At 45.3% G+C, this 16,183-nt stretch carries 19 protein-coding genes, 1 tRNA gene and 2 pseudogenes; 15 read left to right on the top strand and 7 right to left on the bottom strand.

Annotated elements, in window-relative coordinates; genetic code table 11:
• Positions 1–56 precede the first annotated feature (56 nt).
• The 6 genes from S7A_RS16325 (at position 57) to S7A_RS16300 (ending at position 4,036) form a co-directional block, all read left to right on the top strand.
• Entirely contained in the window at positions 57–1,109 is a 1,053-nt protein-coding gene (locus tag S7A_RS16325) for a DUF1176 domain-containing protein (protein ID WP_141629828.1), read from the top strand.
• A gap of 11 nt (positions 1,110–1,120) precedes the next feature.
• Positions 1,121–2,152: a DUF1176 domain-containing protein gene (locus tag S7A_RS16320; protein ID WP_033736633.1), complete on the top strand. Its 1,032-nt coding sequence runs from the start codon at positions 1,121–1,123 to the stop codon at positions 2,150–2,152.
• Between the two features lie 209 nt (positions 2,153–2,361).
• Positions 2,362–2,446 (top strand) — tRNA-Leu (locus S7A_RS16315).
• Between the two features lie 506 nt (positions 2,447–2,952).
• Complete coding sequence (locus S7A_RS16310) at positions 2,953–3,399, top strand: STM2901 family protein (protein WP_009092323.1); 447 nt, start codon at positions 2,953–2,955, stop codon at positions 3,397–3,399.
• Complete coding sequence (locus S7A_RS16305; RefSeq protein WP_009092322.1) at positions 3,393–3,719, top strand: DUF1493 family protein; 327 nt, start codon at positions 3,393–3,395, stop codon at positions 3,717–3,719. Before S7A_RS16310 ends, S7A_RS16305 begins: the two co-directional genes overlap by 7 nt.
• Positions 3,720–3,760: 41 nt before the next feature.
• Positions 3,761–4,036, top strand: a complete 276-nt coding sequence (locus S7A_RS16300; RefSeq protein ID WP_009092321.1) for a hypothetical protein — start codon at positions 3,761–3,763, stop codon at positions 4,034–4,036.
• A gap of 102 nt (positions 4,037–4,138) precedes the next feature.
• Here the strand turns inward: S7A_RS16300 and S7A_RS16295 are convergent, their stop codons facing one another.
• The 5 genes from S7A_RS16295 to S7A_RS21550 all read right to left on the bottom strand — a co-directional run bounded on the left by S7A_RS16295 (position 4,139) and on the right by S7A_RS21550 (position 8,822).
• The gene (locus S7A_RS16295; protein ID WP_009092320.1) at positions 4,139–4,774 is read right to left on the bottom strand and encodes a hypothetical protein; all 636 of its coding nucleotides are present in this window, start codon (positions 4,772–4,774) and stop codon (positions 4,139–4,141) included.
• A 331-nt stretch (positions 4,775–5,105) separates the two neighbouring features.
• Positions 5,106–5,627 carry a hypothetical protein gene (locus tag S7A_RS16290; protein ID WP_141629827.1) on the bottom strand — a complete coding sequence of 174 codons (522 nt, stop codon included), beginning with the start codon at positions 5,625–5,627 and terminating at the stop codon, positions 5,106–5,108.
• A gap of 710 nt (positions 5,628–6,337) precedes the next feature.
• Positions 6,338–7,531 (bottom strand): BsuBI/PstI family type II restriction endonuclease, encoded by a 1,194-nt coding sequence (locus S7A_RS21560; protein WP_237712317.1) that lies wholly within the window; start codon positions 7,529–7,531, stop codon positions 6,338–6,340.
• Positions 7,438–8,559 carry an Eco57I restriction-modification methylase domain-containing protein gene (locus S7A_RS21555; protein WP_202799432.1) on the bottom strand — a complete coding sequence of 374 codons (1,122 nt, stop codon included), beginning with the start codon at positions 8,557–8,559 and terminating at the stop codon, positions 7,438–7,440. The genes S7A_RS21560 and S7A_RS21555 overlap by 94 nt, the downstream gene beginning before the upstream one ends.
• Before the next feature lie 29 nt (positions 8,560–8,588).
• Positions 8,589–8,822, bottom strand: a complete 234-nt coding sequence (locus S7A_RS21550; protein WP_202799431.1) for an N-6 DNA methylase — start codon at positions 8,820–8,822, stop codon at positions 8,589–8,591.
• A 1,383-nt stretch (positions 8,823–10,205) separates the two neighbouring features.
• Between S7A_RS21550 and S7A_RS20585 the strand changes: the two genes are divergently transcribed.
• From S7A_RS20585 to symE, 4 genes and pseudogenes are all read left to right on the top strand, one after another.
• Complete coding sequence (locus S7A_RS20585) at positions 10,206–10,607, top strand: DDE-type integrase/transposase/recombinase (protein WP_009092317.1); 402 nt, start codon at positions 10,206–10,208, stop codon at positions 10,605–10,607.
• Positions 10,579–10,773: pseudogene (locus tag S7A_RS21670) on the top strand (transcriptional regulator); the annotation flags it as partial. The gene S7A_RS20585 and the pseudogene S7A_RS21670, both read left to right, overlap by 29 nt.
• A gap of 160 nt (positions 10,774–10,933) precedes the next feature.
• Positions 10,934–11,068: pseudogene (locus S7A_RS21830) on the top strand (hypothetical protein); the annotation flags it as partial.
• A 164-nt stretch (positions 11,069–11,232) separates the two neighbouring features.
• A complete protein-coding gene (symE, locus tag S7A_RS16265) occupies positions 11,233–11,562 on the top strand; it encodes an endoribonuclease SymE (RefSeq protein ID WP_009092316.1) in 330 nt (109 codons plus the stop codon).
• Positions 11,563–11,936: 374 nt separating this feature from the next.
• Here the strand turns inward: symE and S7A_RS16260 are convergent, their stop codons facing one another.
• Complete coding sequence (locus S7A_RS16260; RefSeq protein WP_009092314.1) at positions 11,937–12,209, bottom strand: hypothetical protein; 273 nt, start codon at positions 12,207–12,209, stop codon at positions 11,937–11,939.
• 466 nt (positions 12,210–12,675) lie between these two features.
• On the opposite strand from S7A_RS16260, the gene S7A_RS20965 reads away from it, so the two are divergent.
• From S7A_RS20965 to S7A_RS16240, 5 genes are all read left to right on the top strand, one after another.
• A complete protein-coding gene (locus S7A_RS20965; RefSeq protein ID WP_071987819.1) occupies positions 12,676–13,203 on the top strand; it encodes a DUF2778 domain-containing protein in 528 nt (175 codons plus the stop codon).
• Positions 13,172–13,432 carry a hypothetical protein gene (locus S7A_RS16255; RefSeq protein ID WP_009092310.1) on the top strand — a complete coding sequence of 87 codons (261 nt, stop codon included), beginning with the start codon at positions 13,172–13,174 and terminating at the stop codon, positions 13,430–13,432. Before S7A_RS20965 ends, S7A_RS16255 begins: the two co-directional genes overlap by 32 nt.
• 140 nt (positions 13,433–13,572) lie before the next feature.
• A complete protein-coding gene (locus tag S7A_RS16250) occupies positions 13,573–13,929 on the top strand; it encodes a putative T6SS immunity periplasmic lipoprotein (RefSeq protein ID WP_009092309.1) in 357 nt (118 codons plus the stop codon).
• 131 nt (positions 13,930–14,060) lie between these two features.
• A complete protein-coding gene (locus S7A_RS16245) occupies positions 14,061–14,486 on the top strand; it encodes a hypothetical protein (RefSeq protein WP_009092308.1) in 426 nt (141 codons plus the stop codon).
• Positions 14,483–15,283, top strand: a complete 801-nt coding sequence (locus S7A_RS16240; protein ID WP_009092307.1) for a CDP-diacylglycerol diphosphatase — start codon at positions 14,483–14,485, stop codon at positions 15,281–15,283. The genes S7A_RS16245 and S7A_RS16240 overlap by 4 nt, the downstream gene beginning before the upstream one ends.
• A 34-nt stretch (positions 15,284–15,317) precedes the next feature.
• Here the strand turns inward: S7A_RS16240 and S7A_RS16235 are convergent, their stop codons facing one another.
• On the bottom strand, positions 15,318–16,178 hold the full coding sequence (locus S7A_RS16235; protein ID WP_009092306.1) for a ketose-bisphosphate aldolase: 861 nt from the start codon (positions 16,176–16,178) through the stop codon (positions 15,318–15,320).
• Between the last annotated feature and the right edge of the window lie 5 nt (positions 16,179–16,183).

Here is a 16,183-nt window from a genome sequence, read left to right as displayed (position 1 = left end):
TGCTTAGCAACAGATTGTCATTTCACTCACCTCACATTCAGGGAACAGGAAGCAGCGTGACGGTTATTCAGAAGCGGGTAATGTTAGTGGCAGCGCTTGCCACCCCGGTTATCGCCCAGGAAAGCGGCGTATCTTTTAATCACAAGGCGTGGTCAGTAGCCTGCGATAACACCTTAACCTGCCGTGTCGGCGGGCAAACCACAGAAGAGAATCTGGGCGGCGTGTTGCTGACGCGTGCAGCGGGCGCGGATACCGCCACCTCTGGCGAAATCATGCTGCCGGAGGATGATGAAAATCAGCAGCCGGTAACAGCGCTCACGCTCTGGATTAACGGCCAGCGTGTGGGTGACGCGACGCAGAAAGCGCATCGCTGGTGGTTGTCAGATGCGCAGACGCTGACGCTTATTCAGGCTATCAAAGGACGCGGCACGGTGGAGTTCAGAGGGGATAATGAGACCCTTCAGCTTTCCGGTGATGGCGCCTATGCAGCCCTGCTGAAAGTGGATGACGTGCAGGGACGCATCAACACGCCGGGTGCCTGGGTGAAAAAAGGCGACAGGCCCGAAAAGAGCGTCGCGAAAGCCGTGGCTGTTCCGGTTATCCAGGCGGCACAGATCAGTCACTCCCAGCCCTCTGTTCTGACAAAAGAAGAGGCGGCAGCGCTCAGGCCGCAGTTGCTTGCCGCATTAACCCAGGATCAGGAATGTGATTATCTGACCGCAGTCGGAGAGAAGGACGTCAACGACCATATTATCAGCGGCGATATTACCGCCACGCCACTGGATGCAACGCACACGTTGCTCTCCACCCAGTGCTGGGGCGCAGCCTATAACCAGGGATACGGCTACTGGGTTACCGACCCGCAACGCAAAGCGAAGCCGGTGGCCGTCACCACCGACGCACAGACCTGGGAAAAGGGGGTAATCACCAATGTTTCGCTGGCAAGCAGTGCCGGCAGCTGCGTGTTTAAAGAAGAATGGGTCTGGGATGGCAGGGCGTTTCGTCAAAGCCTGGTGGAAATCAACGATGGCTGCTGGTTTCCACGTACCCTCGGTGACAGAGTGATACCCACGCTGATATCAGACGTAAAACATGAGGGAATAAAGTGAACCGTAAACCGATGCTGTTCGTTCTGGCGATGCTCTCCCTGTCGGCTCAGGCCAGCCAGAGCGGCACCACCTTTGAGCACAAAGACTGGGAAGTCGCCTGTGATAATACGCTGACCTGCCGCATTGCGGGTTATGGCAAAGAAGAGGATCCGTCCGGCTCCATCCTGCTCACCCGTGCCGCCGGACCCGGAACGGAGACGGTGGGAGAGGTGACGCTGGGCGACACCGAAGATGACAGCGAACCGGCGGAAAAGCTGACGCTGTGGATCGACGGGAAGTCAGCCGGCGATCTCGTGGCGGCTGACGACAACTGGCGCATGTCGGCCAGTCAGACTTCTGCGGTCATCAGTGCCGTCAAAGGCAACGGTAAAGTCGAATTTAAAGGCGGCACAAAGCCTTTCCTGCTTTCCGGCGAAGGCGCCTACGCCGTGCTGGTGAAAGCGGACGACGTGCAGGGCCGGATCGGCACGCCAGGCGCGCTCACCAAAAAGGGCAATAAGCCGGAGAGCAGCGTGGCTAAGGCTGTGCCCGCACCGGTTATCCAGGCAGCAAAAACTGTCAGCGGCGAACCCCGTTTGCTGACTGATGCGGAAATCGACGCGCTGAAAACCCGACTGCTTTCAACCGTCAATCGCAATGACGATGACACGTGCGACAGCCTGTACTCACCTGCCGAAAACAGCGATCCGGAGACCGATGGACTCACCCTGACGCCACTGGATGAGACACATGCCTTGCTTTCGGCGCTCTGCTGGCGAGCCGCTTACAACGAAGGCTATGGCTACTGGGTGATTGATAATCAGCTAAAAGGCCAGCCGGTGCTGGTAACCGTGTCCGGATCGGATTACGACAAGGGCGAGATCACCAGCGTGCAGAAAGGCCGGGGCATCGGCGACTGCATGAACCAGGAGAGCTGGGTGTGGGATGGTCAGGCTTTCCGCAAAAGCTATGACGGCGGAACCGGGATGTGCCGCTATATCCATGCTGGCGGCACCTGGGATCTGCCTACGCTGGTCGCGGATGTGAAGCCTGTTTCAGGTTAGCGCTTTTGTTACGCCAGGGAACCATGAGGGCTGGAGGAACTGCTTTAGAGCGGGCGAGGGGGAGTGGTCTGCGTCAGCAAGGCTGCCATCTGATGAACGTAAAATCTGAAAAGATGGTTTTTTCAGCAGTTGTACCTTAGCCTGCGGATAAGGGTTGCGGAAACAGGGGGTAACGGTATAATCCCCAACGTTTTCCGCATCCCTTCAGTGCCGAAGTGGCGAAATCGGTAGACGCAGTTGATTCAAAATCAACCATCGAAAGGTGTGCCGGTTCGAGTCCGGCCTTCGGCACCATTCAATTTAACTTCTTATTAAACAGTGAGTTAGACGCAAAATTCTATCTCTCTTGCATGTAAGAAGTGATCTAAAGTTTCACCAGAAATTGCCGCTGTAGTTAGTAGTGGCAGATCTTCGGGAATACTATCTCATAGCGGCGTGTAGTTCCAAGCTTCAAACACGTACAGTTCTCAACTTGAAAAGCTATGACGTTGCCCACGTCTCTGAACCATCCCAAAACAGTTTGATCGCACGCATTCAAGCCCGATCTGTGGCGTTGTACAGCCCCAAAACAGGTCTATGGTGGTTAAAACGTACCTGCAAACGATATGCAGGCTCTGCCAGCGTCTCAGCCACGCTCCCGCATGGGTACACAGTTATCCTGATAAGGTTGTGATCAGTCTGACAGATGATGTCGCTATGCTCCGCTTGTTTATAGTACCACCAACGGGGCTTTATGGCTTCTATTGTCTTTTTGTAATGAGGCTTTATGATAAATCTATCTTATCTGTAGGGCTGCTAGCATGGATACAACAGAAGAGCTAAACGGGACGTACTTCTACAACGGGATAACTAACCTTACCGCTGGTGAACTGTTTTTCTGGTTATTCGTTGAGAAAATCGACGAACAGTATGGCATTCATGATTTAGTAGCGTTAAGCAGCATAATCCTTGGATTGCCATTACTGAAAACCCGCACAAAGCCTGGGGCGGCCACTAAAGGCACTTCTATAGCCTCTATAATGTCACGCCGTTACCTTGATATACATCTGCCGTTCCGTCTCCCAACCATAACAAACAAGAGCATTCAACTTTTAAAGCCGATGTACGTTAACAACTTAGGGGCTTTTGTAGGCAGAACTGTCCCTGTTGTAGGATTGGTGCTACTGGCTAATGATTTTTCTCAAATCACATATAAAACCGTAGTGACTTACAATCGTATTGCTCGGGGTGATGACAAGGTATGGTGACAGATAATGAAGTGCTCACTTTTTTTCAGGATGAACTACCTATTTTAGGTTGGCTCCCAACAAAGGATAATGCAGTGGGTTTTGATGATGTCTTGCAAGATTACACTGAGCAAGAGGATTTAATCATATCTATAGAGAAATTCGGGAAAGAGTTTGATATCGATCTATCCAGGATGGATATTGACCGATATTTCCCGTGGAAAACCCCGTGGTTTTTTAGAAAGTGGTTTACTAACAAGGCCATTATCCAGACTAAAAAACCCCTGACAGTAAAAATGTTTGCTGATTCTGCAAAAGCGGGCAAGTGGTTGTACGAGTAAAAAATTGTAGTTATTTATCTTAAATACCTCTGGAGAATAAAATGAAAAGATTTGCAGTTCAGTTTGAAGGTATCACATATGGATTTATTGAAGAAGGACGTTTTCAGGATAGAAGATGGGAGCTTGTGTATCCGATAGTGGATGGTAAAGTCTCAATGGATATAACCAAAATTGTGCCTAAAAAGGATTCTGGCGACGATGATGGTTTTGCCGTAACTAAGCAAATCGAAACCATAGCGTTTGATTTAGATATTGATAATCGGAAAATGACTCGTAGTGATGGTACGGTTTTTAAACTTGTCGAAATTGAAGGATAAAATTATTCATCTATTTTAAGGCCCCGCAAAGGGCCTTTAGTTATTTTTACTCTTTCAATTTCTCTTCGCGCTCTTGCAGGAATTTTTGATGGCGCTCTTGAATTAATCTTGATTCCTCATCTCTATCATTTTGGCTGAAAATATCCGATTTATTTTCTTATTTCCTTGTGATATCGGTCTCCAATCCTCACGAATCTTCTTAATCTGATCTGCAATCTGTGTTACTGGACTCCTTGCACCTAAATAAGAAATCCCATCGAAGGATGCCATATCATAAACGTATTCATTTTCGTCTCGAATTCGAGAGTTAGGCCTCTTAGACCAACTTATTTTAATATTATATTTGATATCTTTAATTTTTTCATATTCACAAATATTGCTCGTGAGAGATTGACCGTTTTTTAATACGCTTATATTACTGAATGGTATGTTATGATTGCTTCTTTCTCTGTGATCCGCATTGATTAGTGGTGGGTCGAAATTCACATTTATATTATAAGCCGGAGAGTTGCCGGTGTTAGTAATGCATATATCAAAGTGAAATGCAGCCCACATATTTGGTTCAAGAGTGACTACAACATGAGGCTGCTCAGCAGCATCAACCATGCGTTTAGTTTCTTTTGCTAATAGATTAGTGACTCGCCACAGAAAAAAAGTGGCTATGGCTGTAAAAATTGCTGCTAAAGCCGTAATGAATGCATTGATGTTTGTAAAGTTTTGAACAATAAACTGTAACATTCTATTTCCTTTTTGATTTTAATAATTTTAAAATTTTTTGGGAATGTGATTTATTGTATGTACGGGTGCGATCAGTATCTAATCTTAACAGAATATTTTGATATGAACTTGACGATTTAACAAGCATCGTTCGATGTAATGTGCAGTTCTCCCATTACCCACACGCTCAACATGAGTTAGTTTTACTTGCACGGCGGAAATCTTCGACGAGACGCACAAAAGAAGGTCGATTATTAGCATCTTCATGTTCATCTCTCATTTATAAAGTTTTTCTTGCAGATCAAGAGGAACGTTTCAAAGCTGTATTTCTGATTTTACCTGTGAATACCAGTTACCCAAATCCAAAATTAACGTGCTGTGTATCGTGCGGTGCGGCTATGGCTAAAAACTTATCACGCTTACCCCGCCATTGGTTAATGATAAATTGTTTGTGGTTGAGTGATAAGCAGTATCCGTCTTCGGTATTCAGATTATGATTTACTGTAGCAAGTACGGCAATTGCAAGTAAGCCAACGATCACCCTATAGGAAATCTGCACCCTACCCGGAGCGGCTTTCAAACTAGTGCTGTTCGTAACACCGTGAAGTACGTCAGGTATTAGTTCGAAACCCGCAGGTAATTCGCCACCATTATCATGGGCACAGCGGTGCACACTATAAATTACCTCGGCTGTGTCAGGCCATTCTTCAGAATTTTGTTCCGCAGAGATTTTAACAGGCCACTTTATTTGCTCGATGTCTAAACTTGGAAAAAACTTTGGATGGAGGATTAAGTAAATTTCTCGCAAAGTAGTTATAAATCTCGTGCGGTGTCGGTACATTTCCGGATATAATTTTTTTCGAAGTACCATCAACGGCCATACATGCGTGTAACATCGCACCGTTCAAGTCACCGAGCAGAAAGTCATCAATAGACTTACCTACCTAATAGCCAATGCCAGCCATAATTATCCTCTAGAAGAACTATTTGATGAAATACAATTACAAAACTCTAAGGCATTAAGGATAAATCATTTAAGATTCCCCTCTGCCGTGGGCAACTACAAAAGACCATGCCTACACTCTTCAATTGATTGAAAAAAATATCCCACCTAAATGGCTGCTTTGCTAAGCGCCGTACTGGAGAGTCTCCAGCAAAATCACAGAAATCCCAAAATATCAGGGCTGCTGATCCCGCCAATTTCTTCAACTCCGTACTAAAACTTGTTCTGTTGGACCTAATTTAAGCTTAAAAATAGCACTTTTTAAAATAATGATACTTTTGATTTATGTAAGTAATATTTGCAGGTGATTTTATAAAGATAATAAATGATGTCAAGTTAGCGAGCTATCATAATTTTTTGAAAATAAAATTAATTTATGTAATTGAAAGAAATAAAATTACAACAACACACGAATTTAGAGTAAGGTTAAGATAAATATTGTAAATAATAGGCGAGGTGTTGGTGGTGATATTTTTATAATTACCTTACAATGCAGCTTTGCAATTAAGGATTTGTATTTTGTGGCATTTAAATAAAAAATGGGAGCTAAAATTAGATCCCATTAAGATTTTATATCTATATTAATTATGCGGGCCCAAGAATCGATCACCATTCAGATGGATCATATGGGTCGGTGCATCCGAAACCCAGACCTCTGTTTCCCATGATAGATCCATAAGATATTTAGCCATCATTTTTCGGTCAGGGAAAGCTGTGACATAAACTAAGCCTGGTTTTGCACTCGCGAATAATTTTGCTAACTCACCATGCCTTTTTCCATCAACAGGTCCATGTGAAGTCACTGACTCGATTAACAGTAACCAATTACGTTCTTCCCAATATAGTACAACATCTGGCAGCTTACCTTTACGGTCTACAATAACTCCCAGATTTGCAAGGCGGTCCTTGCGGAAATAATCTTCTTTTGCGCCAGTATCCCCTATATATATAACTTCGGCCTCCGGGGCAAAGCGAGGACCAAACTCAACAATGATATCCTTAATTAATTGGCTGTGAGCACCAGGGCTTAAGATGAGATCTGTTCCATCATTCAGCTTCAAAGGGATCATTTCCATCTTTCTCGCCATTGCATATTGCTCAATCAAAGTGGATATGTGATCCATATGCTTTTTGAGAGATTCATCCCATTCTGGGGTACCATATGTCAGCAGTACGGTATGTAATTCTGGAGCTATTTGATAACAAGCTTTAGGAGAGTTAACTGCCCGGTTGGGCTCATCAGGATTATAAAGCGCAATTCCTCCATTACAAAATTGATGGAGAGTTTGACGCCGAAAATTTTCACGTGTATTCGGTGCATATTCTTTACCATATACATCTCTACACCAATCCATGATGGGAGTTACACCTATCAGTGGCCGTTGTATTTCTGACCAAGACCCGTTAGGGTGAAGATTAAGAAGCGCTAATAAGGTCAATGCTGAACGTTCATTAATCTGAGGGCGTGGCATTCCCAACATACGCAAGATTTCTATAGCTTGTTCGATTTTTTCTTGAGCTTTAAGTGGATCAGCCGATTTTCCATCTGTCATAAGATCTAATTCCCTATTGATTATTTCGTCTATTTCATTCTGACTAAGTACTTCCCCATCTAACGTACTGCCTATTTTTCGAAGGATTTCCAAAGACGGGTAGTGGATTGATTTTAGATCTGAGGCGTTTACTTGAGTGTGGCCACCAAATTGACGATAGTATTTATCCAATAATGTACTGTTAAGATAAACATAAAGCCCACGGGCAAGATCTGCATCCATACCAATTTTTTATTGTGAAAAACATTAGTTTTGTTTTCAAATCCAATTAAATCTCCTGGGAGAGATGAATCATATAAAGTTGCTACAATTCTACGCTTTTCTTCTTTGCTACTAAATCTTTTTATAATTAGAAAGTAGCCTTTATTTCTCCAAAGCCATGGACGTGACAAATCTGAAATTCTTATAGCGTTTGGCTTTTTACCTTCAAGCGGCCATTCAACCTTTCCGTTTAAATGCTGAGGAAAAAGAAGCGGGACGGACTGTGAATCTAATTTTTCACGTAGATCTTCTTTAAGTCGAAAGTTAACGACTGGCCCTGTACTAACTTGGATTTTTAAATCTTCTAAAGTCGATATGAAAGGTGACAATCTTTCAATTATATCCTGTTCACGCGGACTTGCTGCGATATGAATAAATTTTTGTTTATCTGTAGGGTTTACTATTTTTTCTATCGAAACCTTACGTTGTGTCATATCAGTAGCTGTTATTTGTCCCGTTTCTTCATCAATCTGAAAGTCAGAAGTTGGGCTTGAAGTAATTGTAACTTCATCTTGCGTTACCCCCTTAATGCAGTGAATTATGATATTTTCTTGAAGAACATTATCTTCCGCAAAAGCAGTATTCCTAGAGTCAAAGATGTGAATATGCTTAATAGATGTTTCGGAAAGTAACTGTTCTCGAAATGGCTGATAATACGGGCCATTACAGAAAGAACGAGGAATAATCGCTACTAACTCTCCGCCCATTTTCAATTGTTTTAGCGCTAAAGAAACAAATCCTGAATATAAGTTTACCGTTTCTATCCCGGCCTTGCTCATCGAAATCCGGTGAGGGCTCGAGGAAAGGATTTTTTTATAAGGAGGATTCATAATTACGTGGCTATAAGTTTCGATCTCTTTACTATTGAAAGTATTTTCTATACTTAGGCTGGTTTCAATAATATAGTCTTTATTGTTTATTTTGAATGATAAGACTTCTCCGGCCTTATCTATACATGATTTTAATGTTTTACCTAAGAATGGTAGCATCACGTCTTCAATATCATAGACATCAAGGTCTATTTTTTTATTCCCAACGATAAAGCTCGATCTAAAAATGCAGCGGAAAGTGATCCAACTCCACAGCCAGGATCAAGTAACTTTACGTCACTTCTTATATTGTCAAACAGACTTGCCATAAAAAGACAAATCGGGGCTGGAGTCATAAACTGACCGAGTGCCGATTTGGTTTTGGGGTTGAGTAGTTTGTTTGCTTCTTTTCTATTATGTTCAGCCAATTCCAAAAGACTCATCGTTTTTCCACTTAGTTACAAAAAATTTAAAACTGCGTTCTTTTTGGTAGCATTTACTTCCACTCATCAAAACGCTGCTCAAGGGTACAATGTTACTATAAACTGCTTAAAGAAAAAGGTTTAGCAAGGATACATTGATTACATGCTCACCGTTGATTTATGCATATTCACATAATGAAATTTATGTCAAGATAAATCTAGCGTCAACATCGAAAAAACACATCCATACCTCAAACATTATCAACATATCCCGTTGCGTCTATGCAGAATTTCTGCTGAGATTTTTGATGTAGGCGTAGGTGATTGATAATTTTGCCAATATTAGGATTCTGATGTTTTTATATGCAACACCATACAGCACCTGAGGGGACGCATCACATCTTTTTAAACAACTCAGTACCAGAGTTTTTTGTAGGAAAACAGGGTGTTGTCACAAAATTCCTTGTCTATTTAGGTACTGGTAGAAAATATGAGTAATGGGTCGAATGGTATTAGAAGTTGGAATATCAAAGAAGTGTCGGCCAGCTTACTAGCCAAATAAGAATAGATTCATCAGATCATTAAAGTTGGTCTTGCCGATGTGGATACCGGGTGTGTAGTGAATCATGCGTAATTTGTTACTTTCCTTAGAAAACCTGATAAAGGGAAAGTTACAGAGCTTTTCAGCTTAGTATGAATAGGAGCTTATCTGCCAAAGTCTTAACCCAAAAAGACGCTCATCATCAGTCACTTTCCCTAGACTCTCTGCCCCTACAACTCCCCTTACGGAAACAACGACGCTTTCCGCACTGAACTAAACCGCGCTATCTCTGCCACAACCACTTTAAACGCAGCCTGCATCGGTTTGATAAGCAATAAATTAGGTTCGTATCCGCCCTGTTTAAGTTCCTGTTCCAGCACTTCAGAAAGCCCTTCTTCATATTGCTAGAGATTTTGATTTTTACCGGCGCCATAACGGATTGACTCCACGACCTTGCTAGCATTGTTGCCCGAGCCGCCATGCAGCACTAGTGGGATATTAATTAACTGGAGCAGCTGACTCACTGAAGCCATGCTGGATAAAGAGGCGCTTCAGGTGGCCGTGGGTCGAAAGTTCTGACGACAGAACAGCAGCGGGCATTCGCGGAAGTTATGTGTGAGACAATGGGCCTGTCGCAACGTTGTGCCAGCAGGCTGGCAGACCTGTCCCTGTCAGCCAGCAGTTATTCGGCCCGGCGTCCGCTGCTTATGCACTATTATCTGGACGCATCATTGAGCTGGGGCTTTTGTTATAGCCTTATCTGGCAGCTTCTGCGGCGTGAAGGGTTTTGCGTTAATCACAAGCTTCGGCACTTTATTTACTGCCTGCTTAAACTGAATTTTCGGCGTAAGTGTAAATAATCTTTGCCGGCACGCTATCAGGCCCCGCAGGCCACGCCGGAAGCACTCAATCAGAGCTGGTCGATTGATTTTATGCACTACACGCTGACATATGGCCGACGTTTTCGGGCTTTTAATATTTTTGATGATTTTACCATGAAGTTCTGGGTATCAGAACATGATCTGAATATCCTGATGCAGTGGGTAGTGCAGATGCTGGACAGGATTGTGGCACACCGTAGATTTCCGCTGAGAATGCGGATAGATAACGGACCGGAATTGGTCTCACTGGCTTTGGCGCAATGGGCAGAAGACCGTGGTCTTATGCTGGAATTATCAAGCCTGATAAGTCGACACAGAACACCTTTATCGAATGGTTTAAACGGACGTACCGGCCATCCACAGCGCAGCTTCTGGATTATTTAGCACCGATGCTATCCCACAGGAAACGATGCGCAACTATTATAAGGCGCACCTCAACAATGTAGATGAGCTTCAACCCATAGACATTAAGACGTTGCACGGGAGGCTGAACGTCAGCTAGCTTTATTTTGCTGGCTACCTGAATACCAAGCTCTCAACGATGCATAAATAGGAAAGTAGTGTACAGCGCCCAAGTGGATTATTGCTGAAAATGCTTTTTTTGGTGTAGAGAAATAGTTTTAAAGAGTTAATTTAATGTTGTTTTATTGGCTTGTTTTTGGGTCGGTTATTTCAGGGAGATAAGCTCAGTGTCGACCTGACCGGCAGCCAACAGCGCCGCCGCGTTGCTGGAAAAAATCAAATGTGAACGTGCAGCCAGTTCAGGTAAAAAGCGTCTTGGAAAAATCCTGAACCTTATTTTATTGCGCGCCTTGCTGGTGCGCTTCTTATTGTTTTTTTGTTAGATAAACTTTAATTTTAATATTCAAATTATTTTATAAATGGCTTATTTAAAGCTGGGCTCGCCCTCTCTTACCTGATGATATATACAGGTATTTAGCGCGGCACAGATGTGCGCCAACACACCCGCGCCGCTAATCACAATCACTATTTAAAAGGAATAGTAATCATGACTGACGCCCATTCTATTGCACAACCGTCTGAACCAGAAGTCTCCCCGGCAAATAACCGGCAATTAACAGTTGGCTATGCAAGCCGCTATCCGGATTACAGCCGGATCCCCGCCATCACCATGAAAGGGCAATGGCTGGAAGCTGCCGATTTTGCCACAGGCTCAATAGTAGACGTAAAGGTCATGGAAGGTTGTATTGTTCTCACAGCCCTACAGGAGAGCGAACTGATACAGTCGCTGCGCCAGGTGTGCAAGCTGTCGGCGCGGAAACAAAAGCAGGTGCAGGAGTTTATTAAGGTCATTACTGGTAAACAGAAAGCCCTCTGAGTGAGAAACCGCTCCCGATATTGTATCGGGAGCGATTAACTATCAGACCGCGATAACCTCCACCAACACATTGATTGCCGGGCTTTCTTCACTGTTGGCCATATTTCCCCTTGCAGGCCAGCGCCATACTACTTTCGTGAAAAAATTCATCACTGGCTTAAAAATTATTCCGCTTTGATACAAAGTTAACGCGTCATAAGTAAGTTTCTTAATCGAAGTGAACCTTCCTTGTCTGATCATCCTCGAAGATTATCATCAACTTATGCATGATGATGTGGAAGACTAGCTGGCGCACAGACCACCTTCCTTTTGAAGGATCAATAGGCGTTATGGCGGTCTTTTAACTTAATCATAGCGCAGCGTTTCGCAAAAAATCATGAGATATCGAAATGCCTTGTATCCCCGGTCATTTGTCCCAACAACTGATGACCTTGCTCTGATACGCGATAACGTGGTCTCGATGAGCTTTCGTTATGAACAGCATCGACCATCCCCTCATTCATCAGGTTGGTTACTATGTTCGCAACATTGCTAAACCCTGGAATATCCCTTGTAGCAAGAGTGCGATCCAGTATCATCCATGTCCAGTCTATGTCTTTTTCTGCCATGACTTTCAATACATTAAGTTCGGTATTCGTTATCTCCATTTCAGTGCATCCGGGTGGAATAAATCACCGTCTTTAAGTTTAAAATCTTACAGCGTTGCCGTATGGGCATTGTTCCACATATCATAATCTGCAACACCGTATGGTTCACCTGCCTCCCATCCCAGATTACAGTAATGCTGATATTACCGACATTCGTGAGTGTAGTAGTTTGAATTCACTTGTTTAGGGGGCGCTTCTCCTTTTGCGATGTTTTTTAGCCTGCCTGCTCCTGAAACAGATAATCTGTCAGAAGGATTATAAAGGGTTTCACTTACATGCAGCGCTAATTTATAGATTCCCATTGGCGGTTATAGCACTTTAGCGAATCAGGAAGACAGTGTTTAAAAAGGATATCACTAACTTATGATTGTGTAGAATATCGAAGGAAGATCAATTTCTTTTCATGACGAGGCATTATGATAAATCACATTCTTGGATAAATTCATTAAAACAAAAGGAGCCAGAAATGGCATTAAAAGGAAAGTTCACTGTTAATGATGCAGATTACTCCCCTTTACTCATCTATGGAATAGGCACGTTTATGGCGTTTTCTGGTAACAGGGAATATCGCAATCGTGCAGGATGTATTGCAGTCCCGGACAATGGGCCGATACCTGAGGGGGTATATCACATCGTTAAACGCCCTACGGGTGGCTGGAAAGGCATAATCAGGACAGACATGCACGATTTCTACTCTTGGCCGGGATCAACGCCAGTCATCAGGTATGAATGGTTTGCTTTGTATCGTGATGATGGAAAGATAGATGATCATACGTGGGTAAATAACGTAAAGCGAGGTAACTTCAGGCTACATCCTCGCGGCCCACTGGGTGTCTCTTTAGGCTGCATCACATTGCAGCACAGAACTGATTTCATCGCGATTCGGCAGGCTTTACTCTATACACCACAAGTAAAATTACCTAATGGGCTAATGACTTATGGAAAAATTGAGGTGGTTTTAAATGGAAGCAAAACGTGTCCCGGCAGGGTTTAGAATCCTTATCGCAGTGTCCTTGTTTGTCATTACTTTTCTTATTGCAAGGCCATCAGATCCCTCTTCAGAAGGAGAGCAGCAGTTTTGGACAGCGTTAGCAAAGCTATTCAATCAGCGTGATATTGAGGGGTTTGTGGGGGTGGCGCTATTAATCATCTGTACAGTGGTAACGCTCATCGGTTATCAGATCATCGTCAGAGTGATTGAGAAGAGAGTTAATAAGAGATGATTTTTCTGATGACTAAAACCATTATGGTAACCACAATATTCTGTTTTCAGCAAAGATAACTCTATTTTGATCCATGAAGTGGGCTTACGTAGCAACATCTCCCTTTATCAGAAAATCGTAACAGGGAAGGAGCGGTAAACATGAAAAAAAGAATGTGGCTGGGAGCTATATTTCTCTTAACGGGATGCCCCGGGCCGGGAGATCGAATGGTAGAGCGTGAATCTGCGACGGCATTTCTAAAAGATAATCAGGTTTGTGTGGTGTCGCCACTGGTGCCACAGGAAAGGATCACTGCCATTCAAATCAACAGCGAAAAAAGCGACTCCCTCCATAAGATTTTTGATGAAAAGCCTGTTTATGTTCCAAAAGGTGAGTGCCTGCCACTATTCGGCTTTAAGTTCACAGCGGGAGAACATTACTACTTCGCTTATGATGTTCAGTCTGATAAATCAGGATCGTATTTAGTCACCGCTGAATTCTCTTATCCCAAAGGATAAGTGAGCAGAACGCCCGCTCTGCGTCAGTTCATTATACCTATGCCATCAAGCCAGGCTTAACGATTTTACATCTGTGTTAGTCAGGGGCTCAGTAATCATGAGATATCACTTTCATTCATAGGGACGAAGCAATGAAAAATGTCTTTAAGTGGCTTGCATTAGTGGTTGCTACCGTCCTTATTCTCCTGGGGTTATTTGTCTGGCTCGTAGCTTCAGGCTCTGATAAAACAACTGTTTACACGGAAAAGGATTTCTTCAGCCTTCACACGCTCACTCACAAAGATATCGAAAACGCCCCGCGAATAACGGACAATTACTATTTTGAGGCACACCCCGGAGACGGCTATTCCCCTTCAAATAGCATCATATTCAAGGGCGCTACAGATACGGCTGCGCTTCACGCTTATCTCGAAAAGCTGGGATACGTGAAGCAAAAGCGAAGTCTGGGTGAGAAGGAAATATGGGCGAAGCCTGATCAGGTCGATGGTGATCTGTTCTATCTTTACTTTAACCCTACAACCCACGAGATTGAGCTGACCAGGGTTTTGAATAATTGAGGCGCCTGAACAAAAAATTATTGTGGCGCTGCCGGCCTCTGTCGCTGGTCATCGCGCTACTGCTCACAGGATGCGCCCGCTCTGACGCGCTGTGGACGGTCACGCGTGACCTCTGCATGAATAACTACCACTACCGTCGCGATCCGGCACCCTGCCAGCAAATCTATCTGCCGCAGGGCAACACTCAGGGCTACAGCATCATCCAGAATCCCCGCCACAGGCTGCACTTTATTCTGGTGCCCACGGTAGCGATGTCAGGCATCGAGAGCATCGCGCTATCACGCCCCGGACGACCCGATTATTTCGGCTACGCCTGGTTAATGCGTTATCGTCTGATGGCGGCCTATGGGGCTACCGTGCCTGAAGATCGGCTCGGCATGGCGCTCAATTCCGCTTATGGCCGCAGCCAGAACCAACTGCATATTCATCTGACCTGCCTGCGGGAAGATGTCTATCGTCAGCTTCAGGCCGAGCGCCCCTTTATTCATGATGACTGGCGACCCTTACCCGATCGTTTGCTGAATCACACCTACTATGCCCGTCGCGTTATGCAGCCAACGGCGATGGGGATCTATCCTGTCTCCTCCGTGGCACGCCATTTCCATCTCTCCTCGCCACAGCTGGCGGAGTCTGGCGTGGCGCTCATCCCGACGACGTTCTCGGGAGAAAAAGGGTTTATCCTGCTAACTACCCGGCGCGGCTGGGATAAGGGCAATCGGGCGTCCGTTGAGTCGCTACTGGATAAACGCTGCGCTATTCTCTCCGCGCCGCCCGCTGACGATTCAGCCGCAGAGTAACTAAACCTCATCCCAGCCATCCACCGCAAAACCCTTACCGGTACAGTGCCGCTTTCCCCACCGAACTGAACAGCGCCATCTTCGCCGCGACCACTTCACCCGCCGCCTGCATCGGTTTTACAAACAGCGCATTGGGTTCATGCCCGCCCTGTTTCAGCTCCTGCTCCAGCGCCACAAAAAACGCCTTCTTCATATCGCTGGAGATGTTGATCTTACCGACGCCATAACGAATCGACTCCGCCACCTCGCTGTCTTTATTACCCGAACCGCCATGCAGCACCAGCGGGATATCCACCACCTTGCGGATCTGCTGCAGACGCTCGATATCCAGTTTCGGCTGCTTCCCTTTGGGGTAGAGGCCGTGCGATGTGCCGATAGCGACTGCCAGCGTGTCGGTGCCGGTCTCGCGCACAAAGGTCTCCGCCTGCTGCGGATCGGTATAGAGAATCTCATTACTGCCGCCTTCGCCACTGCCTTCTGCCACCCCGATGGTGCCGAGTTCCGCTTCCACGGAGACATTCACTGCGTGGGCGATCTCCACAATCTTCTTCGTCAGCGCAATGTTCTGCTCAAAAGGGTGCGAGGAGGCATCCATCATCACCGAGGTAAAACCGGCGTAGATCGCTTTCATCACCTCTTCGAGCGTGCGGCCATGGTCCAGATGGATCACCACCGGCACCCGCGCCTGAATCGCCAGCGTCCGCAGATAGCCGATGAACTCCGGGCCGGTAAACGCCATCTCATCAGGGTGGATCTCCAGAATCAGCGGTGAATCCAGTCGCTCGGCCGTCTCAACCGCGACGCGTCCAAACTCAGCGCTGGCGATGTTAAACGCACCCACGCCAAACTGATGCTGACGGGCCACGCTGAGCAGGTCTTTCATGTTGTAAAGCATAGGTT

The organism is Pantoea sp. Sc1 (assembly GCF_000255315.1).
GTDB lineage: Bacteria > Pseudomonadota > Gammaproteobacteria > Enterobacterales > Enterobacteriaceae > Pantoea > Pantoea anthophila.
Note: the sequence above shows the minus strand (reverse complement) of the source record. Positions and strands in the feature narration are given on the sequence as shown.

What these genes read in the sequence shown, in the direction of transcription:
- S7A_RS16310 (WP_009092323.1), top strand. Translation starts at nt 2,953, where the DNA reads ATGGATACAACAGAAGAGCTAAACGGGACGTACTTCTACAACGGGATA.
- S7A_RS21555 (WP_202799432.1), bottom strand. Translation starts at nt 8,559, where the DNA reads ATGCTACCATTCTTAGGTAAAACATTAAAATCATGTATAGATAAGGCC.
- S7A_RS16260 (WP_009092314.1), bottom strand. Translation starts at nt 12,209, where the DNA reads ATGGAGATAACGAATACCGAACTTAATGTATTGAAAGTCATGGCAGAA.
- S7A_RS21550 (WP_202799431.1), bottom strand. Translation starts at nt 8,822, where the DNA reads ATGAGTCTTTTGGAATTGGCTGAACATAATAGAAAAGAAGCAAACAAA.
- S7A_RS16250 (WP_009092309.1), top strand. Translation starts at nt 13,573, where the DNA reads ATGAAAAAAAGAATGTGGCTGGGAGCTATATTTCTCTTAACGGGATGC.
- S7A_RS16245 (WP_009092308.1), top strand. Translation starts at nt 14,061, where the DNA reads ATGAAAAATGTCTTTAAGTGGCTTGCATTAGTGGTTGCTACCGTCCTT.
- S7A_RS16300 (WP_009092321.1), top strand. Translation starts at nt 3,761, where the DNA reads ATGAAAAGATTTGCAGTTCAGTTTGAAGGTATCACATATGGATTTATT.
- S7A_RS20965 (WP_071987819.1), top strand. Translation starts at nt 12,676, where the DNA reads ATGGCATTAAAAGGAAAGTTCACTGTTAATGATGCAGATTACTCCCCT.
- S7A_RS16235 (WP_009092306.1), bottom strand. Translation starts at nt 16,178, where the DNA reads ATGCTTTACAACATGAAAGACCTGCTCAGCGTGGCCCGTCAGCATCAG.
- S7A_RS21560 (WP_237712317.1), bottom strand. Translation starts at nt 7,531, where the DNA reads ATGGATGCAGATCTTGCCCGTGGGCTTTATGTTTATCTTAACAGTACA.
- S7A_RS16295 (WP_009092320.1), bottom strand. Translation starts at nt 4,774, where the DNA reads ATGTTACAGTTTATTGTTCAAAACTTTACAAACATCAATGCATTCATT.
- S7A_RS16320 (WP_033736633.1), top strand. Translation starts at nt 1,121, where the DNA reads ATGCTGTTCGTTCTGGCGATGCTCTCCCTGTCGGCTCAGGCCAGCCAG.
- S7A_RS16305 (WP_009092322.1), top strand. Translation starts at nt 3,393, where the DNA reads ATGGTGACAGATAATGAAGTGCTCACTTTTTTTCAGGATGAACTACCT.
- symE (WP_009092316.1), top strand. Translation starts at nt 11,233, where the DNA reads ATGACTGACGCCCATTCTATTGCACAACCGTCTGAACCAGAAGTCTCC.
- S7A_RS16255 (WP_009092310.1), top strand. Translation starts at nt 13,172, where the DNA reads ATGGAAGCAAAACGTGTCCCGGCAGGGTTTAGAATCCTTATCGCAGTG.